This window comes from Intestinirhabdus alba, assembly GCF_009711095.1.
Classification (GTDB): domain Bacteria; phylum Pseudomonadota; class Gammaproteobacteria; order Enterobacterales; family Enterobacteriaceae; genus Intestinirhabdus; species Intestinirhabdus alba.
On record NZ_WMJZ01000052.1, the window covers coordinates 1 to 16,695 of the forward strand.

Below are 16,695 nucleotides of genomic sequence, written 5' to 3' on the forward strand. Positions count from 1 at the left end.
GGGGGCTTCATCCACTGCCAGAGCAGCACGCCGCCCGCCCCAAGCAGGATCCCCAGCATCAATAGCGTTGTTCTCATCGATTGCACTCCCTGGCTGCCGAACGTTTGTTACAGAATAATGAACGTGATTGATTTTTTTCAACCCGTTTTTGAGCGGATTGCCCGCCGGGCCAGCATTTCTGACAGACGTCGCGAGGCTAAAGCGAGCACAGAGGCGCGAGCGGGTTATTTTATTCCGTATTGTCTGATATCGATAAAAAAGTCCAAGCCTTTACTCAACTCCGGTATATCCTCCAGCACCTTCATGGTGACTTTATACTGGCCGTACGGGTCATTAACCTCCCGCACGTCAAACAGTACCCCTTCATCAAAGACGGCATAAAAATGTAGCGCTGAAAGGGCTTCCTTATAAACGACGGTCTCGCGCAGGTCGCTGTCGATTTTTGCTATGGTTACCTCTAAAAATGGCTGATTATCCTTTCTCTTTATCCCTTCCCAGGTTCCTCTGCCGTCACGCCATTCAGTTAATATACCCGATTGCCAGAACTCCTCGTTATTTTTGAAGCCTGACATGCGGATCCTGATTTTAGGACTCGGTTTATTAGCGGGAAAGAGATAAAGGAGCTTTGGCGTGGGCTGCGGAACCTTCCAGAAAATAAAGCTGACGCATTCGCCCGCCTTATCAAGTTTTATTGGCTTCTCAACAGAATAGTATTGATCGTTGATAATGGTGGGTTTCGGCGTCAGAAAAAAGTAGGGATCGTCGGCGGGGGGCTTCATCCACTGCCAGAGCAGCACGCCGCCCGCTCCGAGCAGGATCCCCAGTATCAACAGTATTGCTCTCATCGATTGCACTCCCTGCCTTTTTACATTTTGTACACAGTAATAAACGTGGTGTGCTCTATTCAAGCAGTTTTTGGCCGGTTTGTCCGATCTGACCGGTACTCTGTAGTATAAAAAAGGGCTATTTATCAGCCAGGTTTATGATACTTAAAAAAGCAGAATAACCGGTATGGAACAGATCTAAGGTTCAGAATAATTCCGTAAAAATACAGCATAATAAAAAGATAACTCTGCTGATCTCACGTTAAAATATGCTGGTTTTTTGACCAGACAACCGGGAGGGGGTATGAGAACAGGATTCTTTCTCTATCAGGGAGACTATACGACCTGCGGCGGGCGTATCCTGAGCGGCGCGGCGGATGATACTTACAGGGGGAAAAGAAGGGTCAGAGAGCGCGATCTGGTCTCCTGCGGGAAATGCAAAGGGATGTTCTACGTCTGCGGCGGGATGGGAGACACGTATAATGTCGATGGCGTACACCGACAGTGGGCAGGCTCGATAGAGAGCTTCAGCTCCTGTCCCTGTCGGGCGAGATTTATACCATCACAATTTACCGATACCTATGATATTGACAGCAACGCCGGGCGGGCAGCGGAAAGGGCAAGGGAGAAAGAGAAGCAGCCGTTTCTGGCCGACGAGCCGGAGCAGTTTGCCCAGAGCGCAAAAAAAGAGACGCCTGCGGAAAACCGCTATACCGTGACCATCTATGCCGCTTATCCGGGGACGCCTTTGAATAATGATAATGGCGAACCTGAATTTGAGGACGGTGAAAGAAAGGTATCGGCAGCCGGCCATATGTGGTTAAGAATAGAAAAATTATCCGGTGGTACGGTAATATATGAAATATCCTATGGGTTTGCGCCAATTAAAAAAGGGGTTGTTGGGCCTGGAGAAGTAGTAAGTACTGATAATAAGCATTATGAGAACCCCTATTATTTTCGTACTATGGAAATAAACTATGAACAGTATGATAAATTAAACTTATTTGGTGGTGAAAGTTTAAGAGAGAACGATGAATATTTTGATCTCTATTATAACGGCGCAACAAACAGCTGTATCGACTTTACCTTTCAGGCTTTACGCTTTGCCGGGTTACTTCCCGTCGAAACGTGGAACGATCTGAGCGATTATAATAAAGAGAAGAAAAAATCCGGCGAATTTGACGGGGATCTGAAGGTGATCAACAATATTCCGCATATCAAATCCATTCCTGCCCCCTTCCCCGACAGCGAGTTAAACAGGGAACACTATAACAAGATACCTGAGCGAACGCTGATACAGTGGTTGCTGTCTAAAACGGACGGCGATGAGCCGGCGGAAACGGTATAACGGTCAGGCAGAGGCGCGCGCCTCAGTGCGGGGCGCGCGGGTTATTTTATTCCGTATTGTCTGATATCGATAAAAAAGTCCAAGCCTTTACTCAGCTCCGGCATATCTACCAGCACCTTTATGGTGACTTTATACTGGCCGTACGGGCCATCAACTTCTCGTATGTCAAAAAGTTGCTCTTTATTCCGGATTGCGTATAAACGTAGTGCTGAAAGGGCTTTCTTATAAACGACGGTCTCGCGCAGGTTGCTGTCGATTTTTGCTATGGTTACCTCTAAAAATGGCCGATCGTCCTTTCTTTTTATTCCTCTCCAGGTTTCACTGCCGTCATACCACTCAGTTAATATACCCGATTGCCAGAACTCCTCGTTATTTCTGAAGCCTGACATACGGATACTGATTTTAGGACTAGTCTTATTAGTGGGGAAGAGATAAAGGAGCTTTGGCGTGGGCTGCGGAACCTTCCAGAAAATAAAGCTGACGCATTCGCCCGCCTTATCAAGTTTTATTGGCTTCTCAACAGAATAGTATTGATCGTTGATAATGGTGGGTTTCGGCGTCAGAAAAAAGTAGGGATCGTCGGCGGGGGGCTTCATCCACTGCCAGAGCAGCACGCCGCCCGCCCCGAGCAGGATCCCCAGTATCAACAGCGTTGTTTTCATCGATTGCACTCCCTTGCCGCTGAACATTTGTTACAGAATAATGAACGTGATTGATTTTTTTTCAACCCGTTTTTGAGCGGATTGCCCGCCGGGCCAGCATTTCAGACAGACGCCGCGAGGCAGAAGCGAGCACAGAGGCGCGCGCGGATTATTTTATTCCGTATTGTCTGATATCGATAAAAAAGTCTACGCCTTTACTCAGCTCCGGCATATCCACCGGCACCTTTATGGTGACTCTGTACTGGCCGTACGGTCATTAACTTCCCGCACGTCAGACAATACTTCGTCAGCGTCGCTGGAGAATATTCAAACTGGTGCAGGTTACGAGGCGTCAGCTTCTGCCTTCAGCGCTCTGATAAGGAGCTTCCAACTTCGCGCCAGCGGCAGGCCCGGTGAAGGGGCACCGCTGGCGCATCACATACCGTTTTTGTCGGCCCCTTTGATTTGCCGGGCCGCGATACCCGCCTGCGGCCGAATCGTCAGGTGTCTTCCCGGAGGCCGCTGGCGAAAAAACTGACGCCAACGTCCGGTCGCAACCCTGATGATCCGACGGCGTACTTGCCTGCCGGACCCGGCCGCCTGACGCTACCCCTTCATCCACATTCTGATGCCGTCGAGGAACATCTGGGTGGCCAGCATCACCAGAATCAGCCCCATCAGACGCTCCAGCGCGTTCACCCCTTTTTCACCGAGCAGGCGCAGGAACAGCGACGACTGCAGCAGAATAACGAAGGTGCCGCCCCAGGCCAACAGCAGGGCGATAACCAGATGGCCCATCTGGCCGGGATACTGATGCGATAGCAGCATCAGGGTCGCCAGCAGGGTGGGGCCGGCCACCAGCGGGATCGCCAGCGGCACGATAAACGGTTCTTCCCCCGCCGGCAGCCCGACGCTGTTGCCCGTGGCGCTGGGAAAGATCATCTTAATGGCGATCAGAAACAAAATAATGCCCCCGGAGATCGACACGGTTTCCGCCCGCAGGTTGAGAAAGGCCAGAATTTTTTCCCCTGCGAAGAGGAAAATCAGCATCAGCAGCAGGGCGATGAATAATTCACGCACCATAATAGCCCGACGCCGTTTTGGCTCGGTATGCTTGAGTACGGACATGAAAATGGGCAGATTGCCCAGCGGATCCATAATCAGAATCAATAGTACTGCTGCAGAAACGATCTCGTTCATAATTAATATTTTCCGGTCATTGCCATCTGCCTACCCTCCGCGCCTGGTCGGCAGGATATACCCGTCATACTTCAAGCCGCATGTGCGTTGGCTTTCCTCGTTCACCCCGGTCACTTACTACAGTAAGCTCCCGGGGATTAATGAGAGACATCCCTGTCTCTCACCAGAGGCAGCCTGCGGCTGTTCAAATTCGTTCCTGACGAATTTGTCGCTGCGTCGCCGCGTGATTCGGCCTGTCGGCCTCCCCCCTTCGGGGCCAGCCCGGGGGCTGTTCAAAACGCGCTGCGTTTTGTCCTGCAACTCGAATTATTTAGGGTATAAGCCGTGCTGCTGATGGCTTCGCTATCATTGATTTATTTCACTTGCGACTTTGGCTGCTTTTTGTATGGTGAAGAGGTGCCGCAGGACTCCGGCACGCATATACCCGTCGTCTTTCACGCTGCATCTGTGTTGGCTACCTTCACGCCCCGAATCGCTTATCGGGATGCGTTCGCTTGCCGCCCCGATGCAGTCTGAATGATTTTGCGTATAACACAGCACACATCTCAGCAGGAAAAACGCTATGAAAAATGTTGGTTTTATCGGCTGGCGCGGCATGGTCGGCTCCGTTCTCATGCAGCGCATGATTGAGGAGCGCGATTTTGACGCCATTCGCCCTGTTTTCTTTTCCACTTCTCAGCTCGGACAGGCTGCGCCGTCGTTCGGCGGCACCGCCGCCGGCCTGCTTCAGGATGCCTTCGATCTGGAAGCGCTGAAGGCGCTTGATATTATTGTGACCTGTCAGGGCGGCGATTATACCAACGAAATCTATCCAAAGCTTCGCGAAAGCGGATGGCAGGGCTACTGGATTGACGCCGCCTCTTCGCTGCGTATGAAAGACGACGCCATTATTATTCTCGATCCCGTTAACCAGCGCGTGATTACCGAAGGTCTGAACCGCGGCGTTAAAACCTTCGTCGGCGGCAACTGCACCGTCAGCCTGATGCTGATGTCGCTGGGCGGCCTGTTTGCCGACGACCTGGTGGAGTGGGTGTCGGTGGCGACCTACCAGGCGGCCTCCGGCGGCGGAGCGCGCCATATGCGCGAGCTGCTGAATCAGATGGGGCAGCTGTACGGTCACGTGGCCGACGAGCTGGCGACCCCCTCTTCCGCCATTCTCGACATTGAGCGCAAGGTTACCCGGCTGACCCGCAGCGGCGACCTGCCGGTGGACAACTTTGGCGTTCCGCTGGCGGGAAGCCTGATCCCGTGGATCGACAAACAGCTCGACAACGGCCAGAGCCGCGAGGAGTGGAAGGGCCAGGCGGAAACCAACAAGATCCTCAACGCCGCCTCCGCCATCCCGGTAGACGGCCTGTGCGTGCGCGTCGGCGCGCTGCGCTGCCACAGCCAGGCGTTCACCATTAAGCTGAAAAAAGACGTATCGATCCCGACGATCGAGGCGCTGCTGGCGGCGCACAACCCGTGGGCGAAGGTGGTGCCGAACGATCGCGACATCACCCTGCGCGAGCTGACCCCGGCCGCCGTCACCGGTACGCTGACCACGCCGGTCGGCCGCCTGCGTAAGCTGAACATGGGGCCGCAGTATCTGTCGGCCTTTACCGTCGGTGACCAGCTGCTGTGGGGGGCGGCGGAGCCGCTGCGGCGGATGCTGCGCCAGCTGGCGTAAACCGTCGCGAAAAAAAGGGGGATGCCGGGGCATCCCCTTTTTTTATGGGCGACGCAAAAAGATGTTTCATTTTTACCGGGAGTAAAATCGGGCATTGGCTATTCTTTAAGAGTGCCTTAATACCGCGGGTATTTGGCCGTAGCTTAGAGCCCGAATGGACCAAAGAGGAGCTCTGTTAAGTTTAAAAAAAGTGTTGCCGGCCGGGCTTAAAAAATAGCCGGAAGCGGCGGCGTTATAAAACAGGATGACCACCATGTCCGATCGTATCGATAGCGACGTGATTAATGCGCTTATTGCAGGCCATTTTGCGGACCCGTTTTCCGTTCTCGGCATGCATCAAACCGCCGCAGGGCTTGAAGTTCGCGCGCTGCTCCCTGACGCCACCGACGTGTGGGTAATTGAACCTAAAACCGGGCGTAAAGTCGGCAGGCTCCAGTGCCTTGACTCGCGCGGTTTCTTCAGCGGCGTACTGGCGCGGCGTAAAAAACCCTTCCGTTATCAGCTGGCCGTGGTCTGGCACGGCCAGCAGAACCTGATTGACGATCCCTACCGCTTCGGCCCGCTGATCCAGGAGATGGACGCCTGGCTGCTGTCGGAAGGCACCCATCTGCGCCCCTATGAGACGCTGGGTGCCCACGCCGACACGATGGACGGCGTGACCGGCACCCGCTTCTCCGTCTGGGCACCCAACGCCCGGCGCGTCTCGGTGGTCGGACAGTTTAACTACTGGGATGGTCGCCGCCATCCGATGCGTCTGCGCAAAGAGAGCGGCATCTGGGAGCTGTTTATCCCCGGTGCGCACAACGGCCAGCTGTATAAATATGAGCTGCTTGACGCGCACGGCAATCTGCGGGTGAAGGCCGACCCCTACGCCTTTGAGGCGCAGATGCGCCCGGACACCGCCTCGCTGATCTGCGGCCTGCCGGAAAAGGTTGCGCAGAGTGAGGAGCGTAAAAGGGCTAACCGGTTCGACGCGCCTATCTCCATTTATGAAGTGCATCTCGGCTCCTGGCGTCGCCATACCGACAATAATTTCTGGCTGAGCTACCGGGAGCTGGCGGATCAGCTGGTCCCCTACGCGAAGTGGATGGGCTTCACCCACCTGGAGCTGCTGCCGATCAACGAACATCCCTTTGACGGCAGCTGGGGCTATCAGCCCACCGGGCTGTATGCGCCGACCCGCCGCTTCGGCACCCGCGACGACTTCCGCTACTTTATTAACGCCGCTCACCAGGCGGGGCTGAGCGTGATCCTCGACTGGGTGCCGGGCCACTTTCCGTCCGACGACTTTGGCCTCGCGGAATTTGACGGCACCCGGCTCTATGAGCACAGCGATCCGCGGGAGGGGTATCACCAGGACTGGAACACCCTGATCTACAACTACGGCCGCCGGGAGGTTAGCAACTATCTGGTGGGCAACGCCCTCTACTGGATCGAACGCTTCGGCATTGACGCCCTGCGGGTGGACGCCGTGGCGTCGATGATCTACCGCGACTACAGCCGCCGGGAGGGCGAGTGGATCCCCAACGAGTTCGGCGGGCGCGAAAACCTTGAGGCCATTGAGTTTTTGCGCCGCACCAACCGTATTCTTGGCGAGCAGGTTCCCGGCGCGGTGAGCATGGCGGAGGAGTCCACCGACTTCGGCGGGGTTTCAAGACCGCCGGATATGGGCGGGCTGGGCTTCTGGTACAAGTGGAACCTGGGCTGGATGCACGACACCCTCGACTACATGAAGCTGGACCCGCTTTATCGCCAGTATCATCACGACAAGCTGACCTTCGGTATGCTTTACAACCATACCGAAAACTTCGTCCTGCCCCTCTCCCACGACGAGGTGGTGCACGGTAAAAAATCGATTCTGGATCGTATGCCGGGGGACGCCTGGCAGAAGTTTGCCAATCTGCGCGCCTACTACGGCTGGATGTGGGCCTTCCCCGGCAAAAAGCTGCTGTTTATGGGCGGCGAATTCGCCCAGGGGCGCGAATGGAACCATGACGCCAGCCTCGACTGGCATCTGCTGGAAGGCGGTGACAACTGGCATCACGGGGTGCAGCGGCTGGTGCGCGATCTCAACCATACTTATCGTCACCACCGGGCGCTGCACGAGCTGGACTTTGACGGCTACGGCTTTGAATGGCTGGTGGTGGATGACCGCGCGCGCTCGGTGCTGATTTTTGTCCGCCGCGACAGGGCGGGCAATGAGATTATCGTCGCCAGCAACTTTACCCCGGTGCCGCGCCACGACTATCGCTTCGGCGTTAATCAGCCGGGCAGATGGCGGGAGATCCTCAATACTGATTCGATGTACTACCACGGCAGCAACGCCGGCAACGCCGGCGCGGTGCACAGCGATGAGATCGCCAGCCACGGCCGCCCGCACTCGCTCAGCCTCACCCTGCCGCCGCTGGCGACGATCTGGCTGGTACGGGAGGGCGAATGACGCCGCTTTCCACCGGCCGCGCCGCCCCCTGGGGAGCCGCCTGGGACGGTCACGGCGTGAACTTCGCGCTGTTTTCCGGCCATGCGGAGCGCGTGGAGCTGTGCCTGTTTGACGAGCAGGGGCTGGAGCTGCGCTATACCCTGCCGGGGCGCACCGGCGACGTCTGGCACGGCTATCTGGCCGGCGTCCGCCCCGGCCAGCGCTACGGCTATCGGGTTCACGGTCCGTGGCAGCCCGACCAGGGGCACCGCTTTAATCCGGCGAAGCTGCTGATCGATCCCTGCGCCCGCCGGGTGGAGGGCGAACTGAAGGACAGCCCGCTGCTGCACGGCGGCCACGGGCAGCCGGATCGTCACGACAGCGCCGCCGTCGCGCCAAAGTGCGTGGTGACGCACGATCGCTATGACTGGGAGGATGACGCCCCGCCGCGCACGCCCTGGGGGGAAACCGTGATCTACGAGGCCCACGTTAAAGGGTTAACCCGGCTGCATCCGGGGATCCCGGAAGCGATGCGCGGCACCTATAACGCGCTCGGCCACCCGGTAACGATCGACTATTTCAAACGGCTCGGCATCACCGCGCTGGAGCTGCTGCCGGTGGCGCATTTTGCCAGCGAGCCGCGCCTGCAGCGGCTGGGGCTGAGCAACTACTGGGGCTATAACCCGCTGGCCATGTTCGCCCCGCATCCGGGGTATGCCAGCTCGCCCGACCGGGCGCTGGACGAGTTTCGCGACGCGGTCAGGGCGCTGCACCAGGCGGGGATTGAGGTCATTCTCGACGTGGTGTTAAACCACAGCGCCGAGCTGGATCTGGACGGCCCGACCTTCTCCCTGCGCGGAATTGATAACCGTAGCTATTATTGGATCAGGGACGATGGCGACTATCACAACTGGACCGGCTGCGGCAACACCCTCAACCTGAGCCATCCGGCGGTGGTGGAGTACGCCTGCCAGTGCCTGCGTTACTGGGTGGAAAGCTGCCATGTGGACGGCTTTCGCTTCGACCTGGCGACGGTAATGGGCCGCACGCCGACGTTTCGCCAGGACGCGCCGCTGTTCACCGCCATCGGCCGCTGCCCGGTGCTCTCGGCGGTGAAGCTGATTGCGGAGCCCTGGGATCCCGGCGAGGGTGGCTATCAGGTGGGTAATTTCCCGGCACCCTTTGCCGAATGGAACGATCGTTTCCGCGACGGGACGCGGCGCTTCTGGCTGCAGCGTAACCTGTCGCCAGGTGAATTCGCCCGGCGCTTTGCCGGCTCCAGCGACCTGTTTCAGCGTAACGGCCGCTCCCCCAGCGCCTCGGTGAATCTGGTCACCGCCCATGACGGATTTACGCTGCGCGACTGCGTCTGTTTCGCCGGCAAGCACAACGAGGCTAACGGCGAAGAAAACCGAGACGGCAGCAACAATAACTACAGCAACAATCATGGAAAGGAAGGGCCGGGCGGCCCGCTGGATCTGATCGAACGGCGGCGCGACAGCGTACATGCCCTGCTGGCGACGCTGCTGCTTTCCCAGGGAACGCCGATGCTGCTGGCGGGGGATGAACACGGGCACAGCCAGCACGGGAATAACAATGCCTACTGCCAGGATAACGCCTTAACCTGGCTGGACTGGTCCGGGGCAAATACTGGATTAAGCGACTTTACCGCGGCCCTGATCCGCCTGCGCAGGCGGATCCCGGCGCTGACAGCTAACCGCTGGTGGGAGGAGGGAGACGGCAGCGTGCGCTGGCTGAATCGCAACGCCCGCCCCCTGAGCCTGGACGAGTGGCAGAACGGAGCGCTGCAGATGCAAATCCTGCTGTCGGACCGTTTTCTTATCACTCTCAACGCCGCCGCGGAAGTGACAGATATGGTTTTACCCGACGGGGAATGGCGTGCCGTTCCCCCCTTCGCCGGTGAGGATAATCCGGTGATTACGGCTGTCTGGCAGGGACCCGCGCACGGGCTTTGCGTGTTCCAGAGATGAGAAAAAGGAGTGGGTCATGGTGAGTTTAGAGAAAAACGATCGCGTAATGCTGGCGCGCCAACTGCCATTAAAATCCGTTGCCCTGATCCTGGCGGGCGGTCGCGGCACGCGCCTGAAAGATTTAACCAACAAGCGGGCCAAGCCCGCCGTCCACTTCGGCGGCAAGTTTCGCATTATTGATTTTGCCCTGTCCAACTGCACGAACTCCGGGATCCGCCGCATCGGCGTGATCACCCAGTACCAGTCCCACACCCTGGTGCAGCATATTCAGCGCGGCTGGTCGTTCTTCAGCGAAGAGATGAACGAGTTCGTCGATCTGCTGCCTGCCCAGCAGAGAATGAAGGGGGAAAACTGGTATCGCGGCACCGCCGACGCGGTGACCCAGAACCTGGACATTATTCGCCGCTATAAGGCGGAGTACGTGGTGATCCTCGCCGGCGATCATATCTACAAGCAGGACTACTCGCGGATGCTGATCGATCACTATGAGAAGGGGGCGCGCTGTACCGTCGCCTGCCTGCCGGTGCCGATCGAAGAGGCGACCGCCTTTGGCGTGATGGCCGTGGATGAACACGACAAGGTTATCGGTTTCGTTGAAAAACCGGCCAGGCCGCCGGCGATGCCGGGCGATGACGGCAAAGCGCTCGCCAGCATGGGGATTTATATCTTCAACGCTGACTATCTCTACGCGCTGCTGGAAGAGGACGATCAAGACGAAAACTCCAGCCACGACTTCGGCAAGGACATTATTCCGAAGGTGACCAAAGCCGGGATGGCGTACGCCCATCCCTTCCCGCTCTCCTGCGTGCAGTCCGATCCGCAGTCCGCGCCTTACTGGCGCGACGTCGGCACGCTGGAGGCCTACTGGAAGGCCAACCTCGACCTGGCCTCGGTGACGCCGGAGCTGGATATGTACGATCAGAACTGGCCTATCCGCACCCATATGGAGTCGCTGCCGCCGGCGAAGTTCGTTCAGGACCGCTCCGGCAGTCACGGTATGACCCTTAACTCGCTGGTTTCCGGCGGCTGCATTATCTCCGGCTCGGTGGTGGTGCAGTCGGTGCTGTTCCCGCGGGTGAGGGTCAATTCGTTCTGCAATATTGATTCGGCGGTGCTGCTGCCGGACGTCTGGGTCGGGCGCTCGTGTCGCCTGCGTCGGTGCATTGTCGATCGCGCCTGCGTTATCCCGGAAGGCATGGTGATCGGCGAAAACGCGGAAGAAGATGCGCGCCGTTTCTACCGTTCGGAAGAGGGCATTGTGCTAGTGACGCGCGATATGTTGCGCAAACTGCAGGTCAAACAGGAGCGATAATGCAGGTTTTACACGTATGTTCAGAGATGTTCCCCCTGCTGAAAACGGGTGGCCTGGCAGATGTTATCGGCGCGCTGCCCGCCGCACAAATTGCCGACGGCGTGGACACCCGCGTGCTGTTGCCCGCTTTTCCCGATCTACGGCGCGGCATTACGGATGCGCAGGTGGTCAGCCGCCGGGATACCTTCGCCGGCAGGATCTCCCTGCTGTTCGGCCATTATAACGGCGTGGGCATCTACCTTATCGATGCCCCGCAGCTCTACGAGCGGCCGGGCAGCCCTTATCACGACACCAACCTGTACGCCTACGCCGACAACGTCCTGCGCTTCGCCCTGCTGGGCTGGGTTGGGTGCGAAATGGCCTGCGGCCTCGATCCCTTCTGGCGTCCCGAGGTGGTGCACGCCCACGACTGGCACGCCGGGCTGACGCCGGCCTATCTGGCGGCGCGTGGGCGACCGGCGAAGTCGGTATTTACCGTCCACAACCTCGCCTATCAGGGGCTGTTTTACGCAAAGCATATGAATGACATCGAACTGCCGTGGTCGTTCTACAACATGCACGGGCTGGAGTTTAACGGGCAGATCTCCTTCCTGAAGGCCGGGCTGTACTATGCCGACCACATTACGGCGGTCAGCCCGACCTACGCCCGGGAGATCACCGAGCCGCAGTTCGCGTACGGCATGGAGGGGCTGCTGCAGCAGCGCCACCGGGAGGGGCGTCTTTCCGGGGTGCTGAACGGCGTGGATGAGAAGATCTGGAGCCCCGAAACGGATCTGCTGCTGGGGGCGCGCTACACGCGCGATACCCTGGAAGAGAAGGCGGAGAACAAGCGCCAGCTGCAGGTGGCGATGGGGCTGAAGGTGAATGAGAAAGCGCCGCTGTTTGCGGTGGTCAGCCGCCTGACCAGCCAGAAGGGGCTGGATCTGGTGCTGGAGGCGCTGCCGGGGCTGCTGGAGCAGGGCGGGCAGCTGGCGCTGCTTGGGGCGGGCGATCCGGTGCTACAGGAGGGCTTCCTGGCGGCGGCGGCGGAGCATCCGGGGCAGGTGGGGGTGCAGATTGGCTATCACGAAGCCTTCTCCCATCGCATTATGGCCGGGGCGGACGTGATTCTGGTGCCCAGCCGCTTTGAGCCGTGCGGCTTAACCCAGCTCTACGGCCTGAAATACGGCACTCTGCCGCTGGTGCGGCGCACCGGCGGGCTGGCGGATACGGTCTTCGACAGCTCGCTGGAGAACCTGGCGGACGGCATCGCCAGCGGCTTTGTCTTTGAAGACAGTAACGCCTGGTCGCTGCTGCGGGCGATCCGGCGCGCTTTCGTACTGTGGTCCCGACCCTCGCTCTGGCGCTTTGTGCAGCGCCAGGCGATGGCGATGGATTTTAGCTGGCAGGTCGCGGCGAAGTCATACCGCGAGCTTTACTATCGCTTGAAATAGCCACCAGGAATCACCGAGATGAACGCTCCGTTTACCTATGCCTCGCCCACCCTCAGCGTCGAGGCCCTGAAGCACTCCATCGCCTACAAACTGATGTTTACGATCGGCAAGGATCCGGCCATCGCCAATAAGCATGAGTGGTTGAACGCCACCCTGTTTGCGGTGCGGGATCGCCTCGTGGAGCGCTGGCTGCGCTCTAACCGCGCGCAGCTTTCCCAGGAGACCCGCCAGGTCTACTACCTGTCGATGGAGTTTCTGATCGGCCGCACGCTCTCCAACGCGCTGCTGTCGTTAGGGATTTATGAGGATGTGAAAGGTGCCCTGGAGGAGATGGGGCTGGACCTGGAGGAGCTTATCGACGAGGAGAACGATCCCGGCCTTGGCAACGGCGGCCTCGGGCGGCTGGCGGCCTGCTTCCTGGATTCGCTGGCCACCCTCGGGCTGCCGGGGCGCGGGTACGGTATCCGCTACGACTACGGCATGTTCCGCCAGAATATCGTTGACGGGCGGCAGAAGGAGTCGCCGGACTACTGGCTGGAGTACGGCAATCCGTGGGAGTTCAAGCGCCACAATACGCGCTATAAGGTGCGCTTCGGCGGGCGTCTCCAGCAGGAGGGCAGAAAAACCCGCTGGCTGGAGACCGAGGAGATCCTCGCGGTGGCCTACGACCAGATCGTTCCCGGCTATGATACCCACGCCACCAATACCCTGCGCCTGTGGAACGCCCAGGCCAGCAGCGAAATCAACCTCGGCAAGTTCAACCAGGGCGACTATTTCGCGGCGGTGGAGGATAAAAACCATTCGGAGAACGTCTCCCGGGTGCTCTATCCGGACGACTCCACCTATTCCGGGCGCGAGCTGCGCCTGCGCCAGGAGTATTTTCTGGTGTCGGCGACGGTGCAGGATATCCTGCACCGCCACTATCTGCTGCATAAAACCTACGCCAACCTGGCGGATAAAATCGCCATTCACCTTAACGACACCCACCCGGTGCTGTCGATCCCGGAGCTGATGCGCCTGCTGATCGACGAGCATAAGTTCAGCTGGGACGATGCGTTTGAGGTCTGCTGCCAGGTCTTCTCCTACACTAACCACACCCTGATGAGCGAGGCGCTGGAGACCTGGCCGGTGGATATGCTGGGAAAAATTCTGCCGCGCCATCTGCAGATTATCTTTGAAATTAATGACTACTTCCTGAAAACGCTGCAGGAGCAGTATCCCAACGACACCGGCCTGCTGGGGCGGGCGTCGATCGTCGATGAATCCAACGGCCGCCGGGTACGGATGGCGTGGCTGGCGGTAATCGTCAGCCATAAGGTCAACGGCGTGTCGGAGCTGCACTCCAGGCTGATGGTGCAGTCGCTGTTCGCCGATTTTGCGCGCATCTTCCCCACCCGCTTCTGCAACGTGACCAACGGCGTGACGCCGCGCCGCTGGCTGGCGCTGGCCAATCCGCCGCTCTCCGGGGTGCTGGATGAGCACATTGGCCGCACCTGGCGTACCGACCTCAGCCAGCTGAGCGAGCTTGAGCAGCACTGCGACTTCCCGCTGGTGAACCGCGCGGTGCGCCAGGCGAAGCTGGAGAACAAGCAGCGGCTGGCGGCCTTTATCGCCCAGCAGCTGAATGTGGTGGTGAATCCGCATTCGCTGTTTGACGTGCAGATCAAGCGCATTCACGAATATAAGCGCCAGCTGATGAACGTGCTGCACGTGATCGCCCGCTACAACCGTATCAGGGCGGAGCCGGAGGCCGAATGGGTTCCCCGGGTGAATATCTTTGCCGGCAAGGCGGCTTCGGCCTACTACATGGCAAAGCACATTATTCATCTGATTAACGACGTGGCGAAGACGATCAATAACGATCCGCAGATCGGCGACAGGCTGAAGGTGGTGTTTATTCCCAACTACAGCGTTAGCCTGGCGCAGCTGATTATTCCGGCCGCCGATCTGTCAGAGCAGATCTCGCTGGCGGGGACGGAGGCGTCCGGCACCAGCAATATGAAGTTTGCCCTGAACGGCGCGCTGACCATCGGCACGCTGGACGGTGCCAACGTTGAGATCCAGGAGCACGTGGGGGCGGAGAATATCTTTATCTTCGGCAATACGGCGCAGGAGGTAGAGGCGCTGCGCAGGCAGGGCTATAAGCCGCGCGAGTATTACGAGCAGGATGAGGAGCTGCATCAGGTGCTGACCCAGATTGGCAGCGGCGCGTTCAGCCCGGAAGAGCCGGGGCGCTACCGGGATCTGGTGGATTCGCTGATTAACTTTGGCGACCACTATCAGGTGCTGGCGGATTTCCGCAGCTACGTCGACTGCCAGCAGCGGGTGGATGAGCTGTACCTCAGCCCGGAAGAGTGGACCGCCAAAACGATGCTCAACATCGCCAATATGGGCTACTTCTCATCCGACCGAACCATTCAGGAGTACGCGGAGTCTATCTGGCATATTAATCCGGTGCGGCTGTAGCGCGCCCGGCGAAAGGGAGAAGAAACGGGGCTGTCAGGCCCCGTCAGGGCGAGCCTTATGGATGGGGCGAGTAACCAAAGGCGAATGCACATGCGGCCTGAAGTATGACGGAGACAGGCAGAAATAATAAACGTGTAGCATCAGGTCGATAAACCGTTATTACGGGCGGCTGTTTCACGCTATATGCGATATGCGCCGCCTCAGGGCTACAATAGCTTTGCTTTTTATAGCCGCGGGTTATTATTTGTCGCGTTAATTAAGCGCCTGGCTACTTCTTTTGGGAATAACCAGTAAATTATTCCCGCCACTTCTCTTTATTGATTGGTTTATACCCTAAATAATTCGAATTGCAGGCCAAAACGCAGCGCGTTTTGAACGCCGCGTAGCGGCGGCCCTTATGAATGAGACGAGTAACCAAAGGCGAGTGCGCAGGCAGCCTGACGTATGACGTTAATGAATAACTGTCACAGCACCGCTGCATTCCTGTTGAAGATAAACGATATCAATAGCGGGTGAAATATTCTTATTTGCATACTGTTTTAAATTGTAATAATTATATGTTGGAAGAATTTATATTAGGTTCAGTATTCTAAATAACAATTGCAAATATTTATTAAGGATATATTTGAGCGATAAATGTCCTGAGGATCGGGCACTACGCGACCTGTTTCTTACGGCACCTGCGACTGCGTCTACGAATTAAAAAACACGCCATACGCGCCGCTGAATCGGCGTCTGACAGGTTTACAAAGGGAGATAAAGTATGACCGCCAGTCTTACACCACTCTTATTCAGCCACAGCCACCACCTGCTGGCGGTAAAGGGCTGCCAGTCCACGCTGGACGTGCTGGCCTTTGAAGGAGAGGAGGCCTTAAGCCGGCCCTTCCGCTACCGCATCGAATTCACCAGCCCGGACCACGACATCACTAAAGAGAATATGCTGCTGAAGCCGGCCTCGCTGACCCTGCGCGCCCCGGTGGACCAGGGGTTCGGGATAACGGCGCAGCGGCCGCTGCGGGTGATTCAGGGGGTGGTGAGCGGCTTTGAGCGCCTGGGCAGTTCGAAAGACGAGACCCGTTACGCCCTGACCCTGGAGCCGCGGCTGGCGCTGCTGGCGCGATCGCACCAGAACGCCATCTATCAGGACATGTCGGTGCCGCAGATAGTGGAAAAAATCCTCCGGGAGCGGCACGGGATGCGGGGCCAGGACTTTCTGTTCTCGCTGACGAAGACATACCCGCGCCGGGAGCAGGTGATGCAGTACGGGGAGGACGACCTGCACTTTGTCAGCCGGCTGCTGGGCGAGGTGGGTATCTGGTTCCGCTTCACCACGGACACGCGGCTGCACATCGACGTGGCGGAGTTCTGCGACGACCGCCAGGGCTACGTGCG

General features: G+C 58.2%; 11 protein-coding genes. 8 read left to right on the forward strand and 3 right to left on the reverse strand.

Annotated features, from left to right (window positions below; genetic code table 11):
* Positions 1 to 224 precede the first annotated feature (224 nt).
* A complete protein-coding gene (locus GJV78_RS21150) occupies positions 225 to 797 on the reverse strand; it encodes a hypothetical protein (RefSeq protein WP_155110093.1) in 573 nt (190 codons plus the stop codon).
* 331 nt (positions 798 to 1,128) lie between these two features.
* Here GJV78_RS21150 and GJV78_RS21155 point away from each other — a divergent pair, with 331 nt between their 5' ends.
* Positions 1,129 to 2,172 (forward strand): PAAR domain-containing protein, encoded by a 1,044-nt coding sequence (locus GJV78_RS21155; protein WP_155110094.1) that lies wholly within the window; start codon positions 1,129 to 1,131, stop codon positions 2,170 to 2,172.
* Between the two features lie 41 nt (positions 2,173 to 2,213).
* Here GJV78_RS21155 and GJV78_RS21160 read toward each other — a convergent pair whose 3' ends face one another.
* Together GJV78_RS21160 and yhgN are read right to left on the reverse strand one after the other, a co-directional pair.
* Complete coding sequence (locus GJV78_RS21160; protein ID WP_155110095.1) at positions 2,214 to 2,834, reverse strand: hypothetical protein; 621 nt, start codon at positions 2,832 to 2,834, stop codon at positions 2,214 to 2,216.
* Between the two features lie 585 nt (positions 2,835 to 3,419).
* Positions 3,420 to 4,013 carry an NAAT family transporter YhgN gene (gene yhgN / locus GJV78_RS21165; protein WP_155110096.1) on the reverse strand — a complete coding sequence of 198 codons (594 nt, stop codon included), beginning with the start codon at positions 4,011 to 4,013 and terminating at the stop codon, positions 3,420 to 3,422.
* Between the two features lie 562 nt (positions 4,014 to 4,575).
* Here yhgN and asd point away from each other — a divergent pair.
* The 7 genes from asd to GJV78_RS21200 form a co-directional block, all read left to right on the forward strand.
* Positions 4,576 to 5,682 carry an aspartate-semialdehyde dehydrogenase gene (asd, locus tag GJV78_RS21170; RefSeq protein ID WP_155110097.1) on the forward strand — a complete coding sequence of 369 codons (1,107 nt, stop codon included), beginning with the start codon at positions 4,576 to 4,578 and terminating at the stop codon, positions 5,680 to 5,682.
* A gap of 253 nt (positions 5,683 to 5,935) precedes the next feature.
* Positions 5,936 to 8,122: a 1,4-alpha-glucan branching enzyme gene (gene glgB / locus GJV78_RS21175; RefSeq protein ID WP_155110098.1), complete on the forward strand. Its 2,187-nt coding sequence runs from the start codon at positions 5,936 to 5,938 to the stop codon at positions 8,120 to 8,122.
* Positions 8,119 to 10,092 (forward strand): glycogen debranching protein GlgX, encoded by a 1,974-nt coding sequence (glgX, locus tag GJV78_RS21180; RefSeq protein ID WP_155110099.1) that lies wholly within the window; start codon positions 8,119 to 8,121, stop codon positions 10,090 to 10,092. Before glgB ends, glgX begins: the two co-directional genes overlap by 4 nt.
* Positions 10,093 to 10,108: 16 nt before the next feature.
* The gene (gene glgC, locus GJV78_RS21185) at positions 10,109 to 11,404 is read left to right on the forward strand and encodes a glucose-1-phosphate adenylyltransferase (protein ID WP_155110100.1); all 1,296 of its coding nucleotides are present in this window, start codon (positions 10,109 to 10,111) and stop codon (positions 11,402 to 11,404) included.
* Positions 11,404 to 12,837, forward strand: a complete 1,434-nt coding sequence (gene glgA, locus GJV78_RS21190) for a glycogen synthase GlgA (RefSeq protein WP_155110101.1) — start codon at positions 11,404 to 11,406, stop codon at positions 12,835 to 12,837. The genes glgC and glgA overlap by 1 nt, the downstream gene beginning before the upstream one ends.
* Positions 12,838 to 12,855: 18 nt before the next feature.
* Positions 12,856 to 15,303: a glycogen phosphorylase gene (gene glgP, locus GJV78_RS21195; RefSeq protein WP_155110102.1), complete on the forward strand. Its 2,448-nt coding sequence runs from the start codon at positions 12,856 to 12,858 to the stop codon at positions 15,301 to 15,303.
* Between the two features lie 763 nt (positions 15,304 to 16,066).
* Positions 16,067 to 16,695: type VI secretion system Vgr family protein (locus GJV78_RS21200; protein WP_155110103.1), on the forward strand; the 629-nt coding region annotated here is incomplete at its 3' end.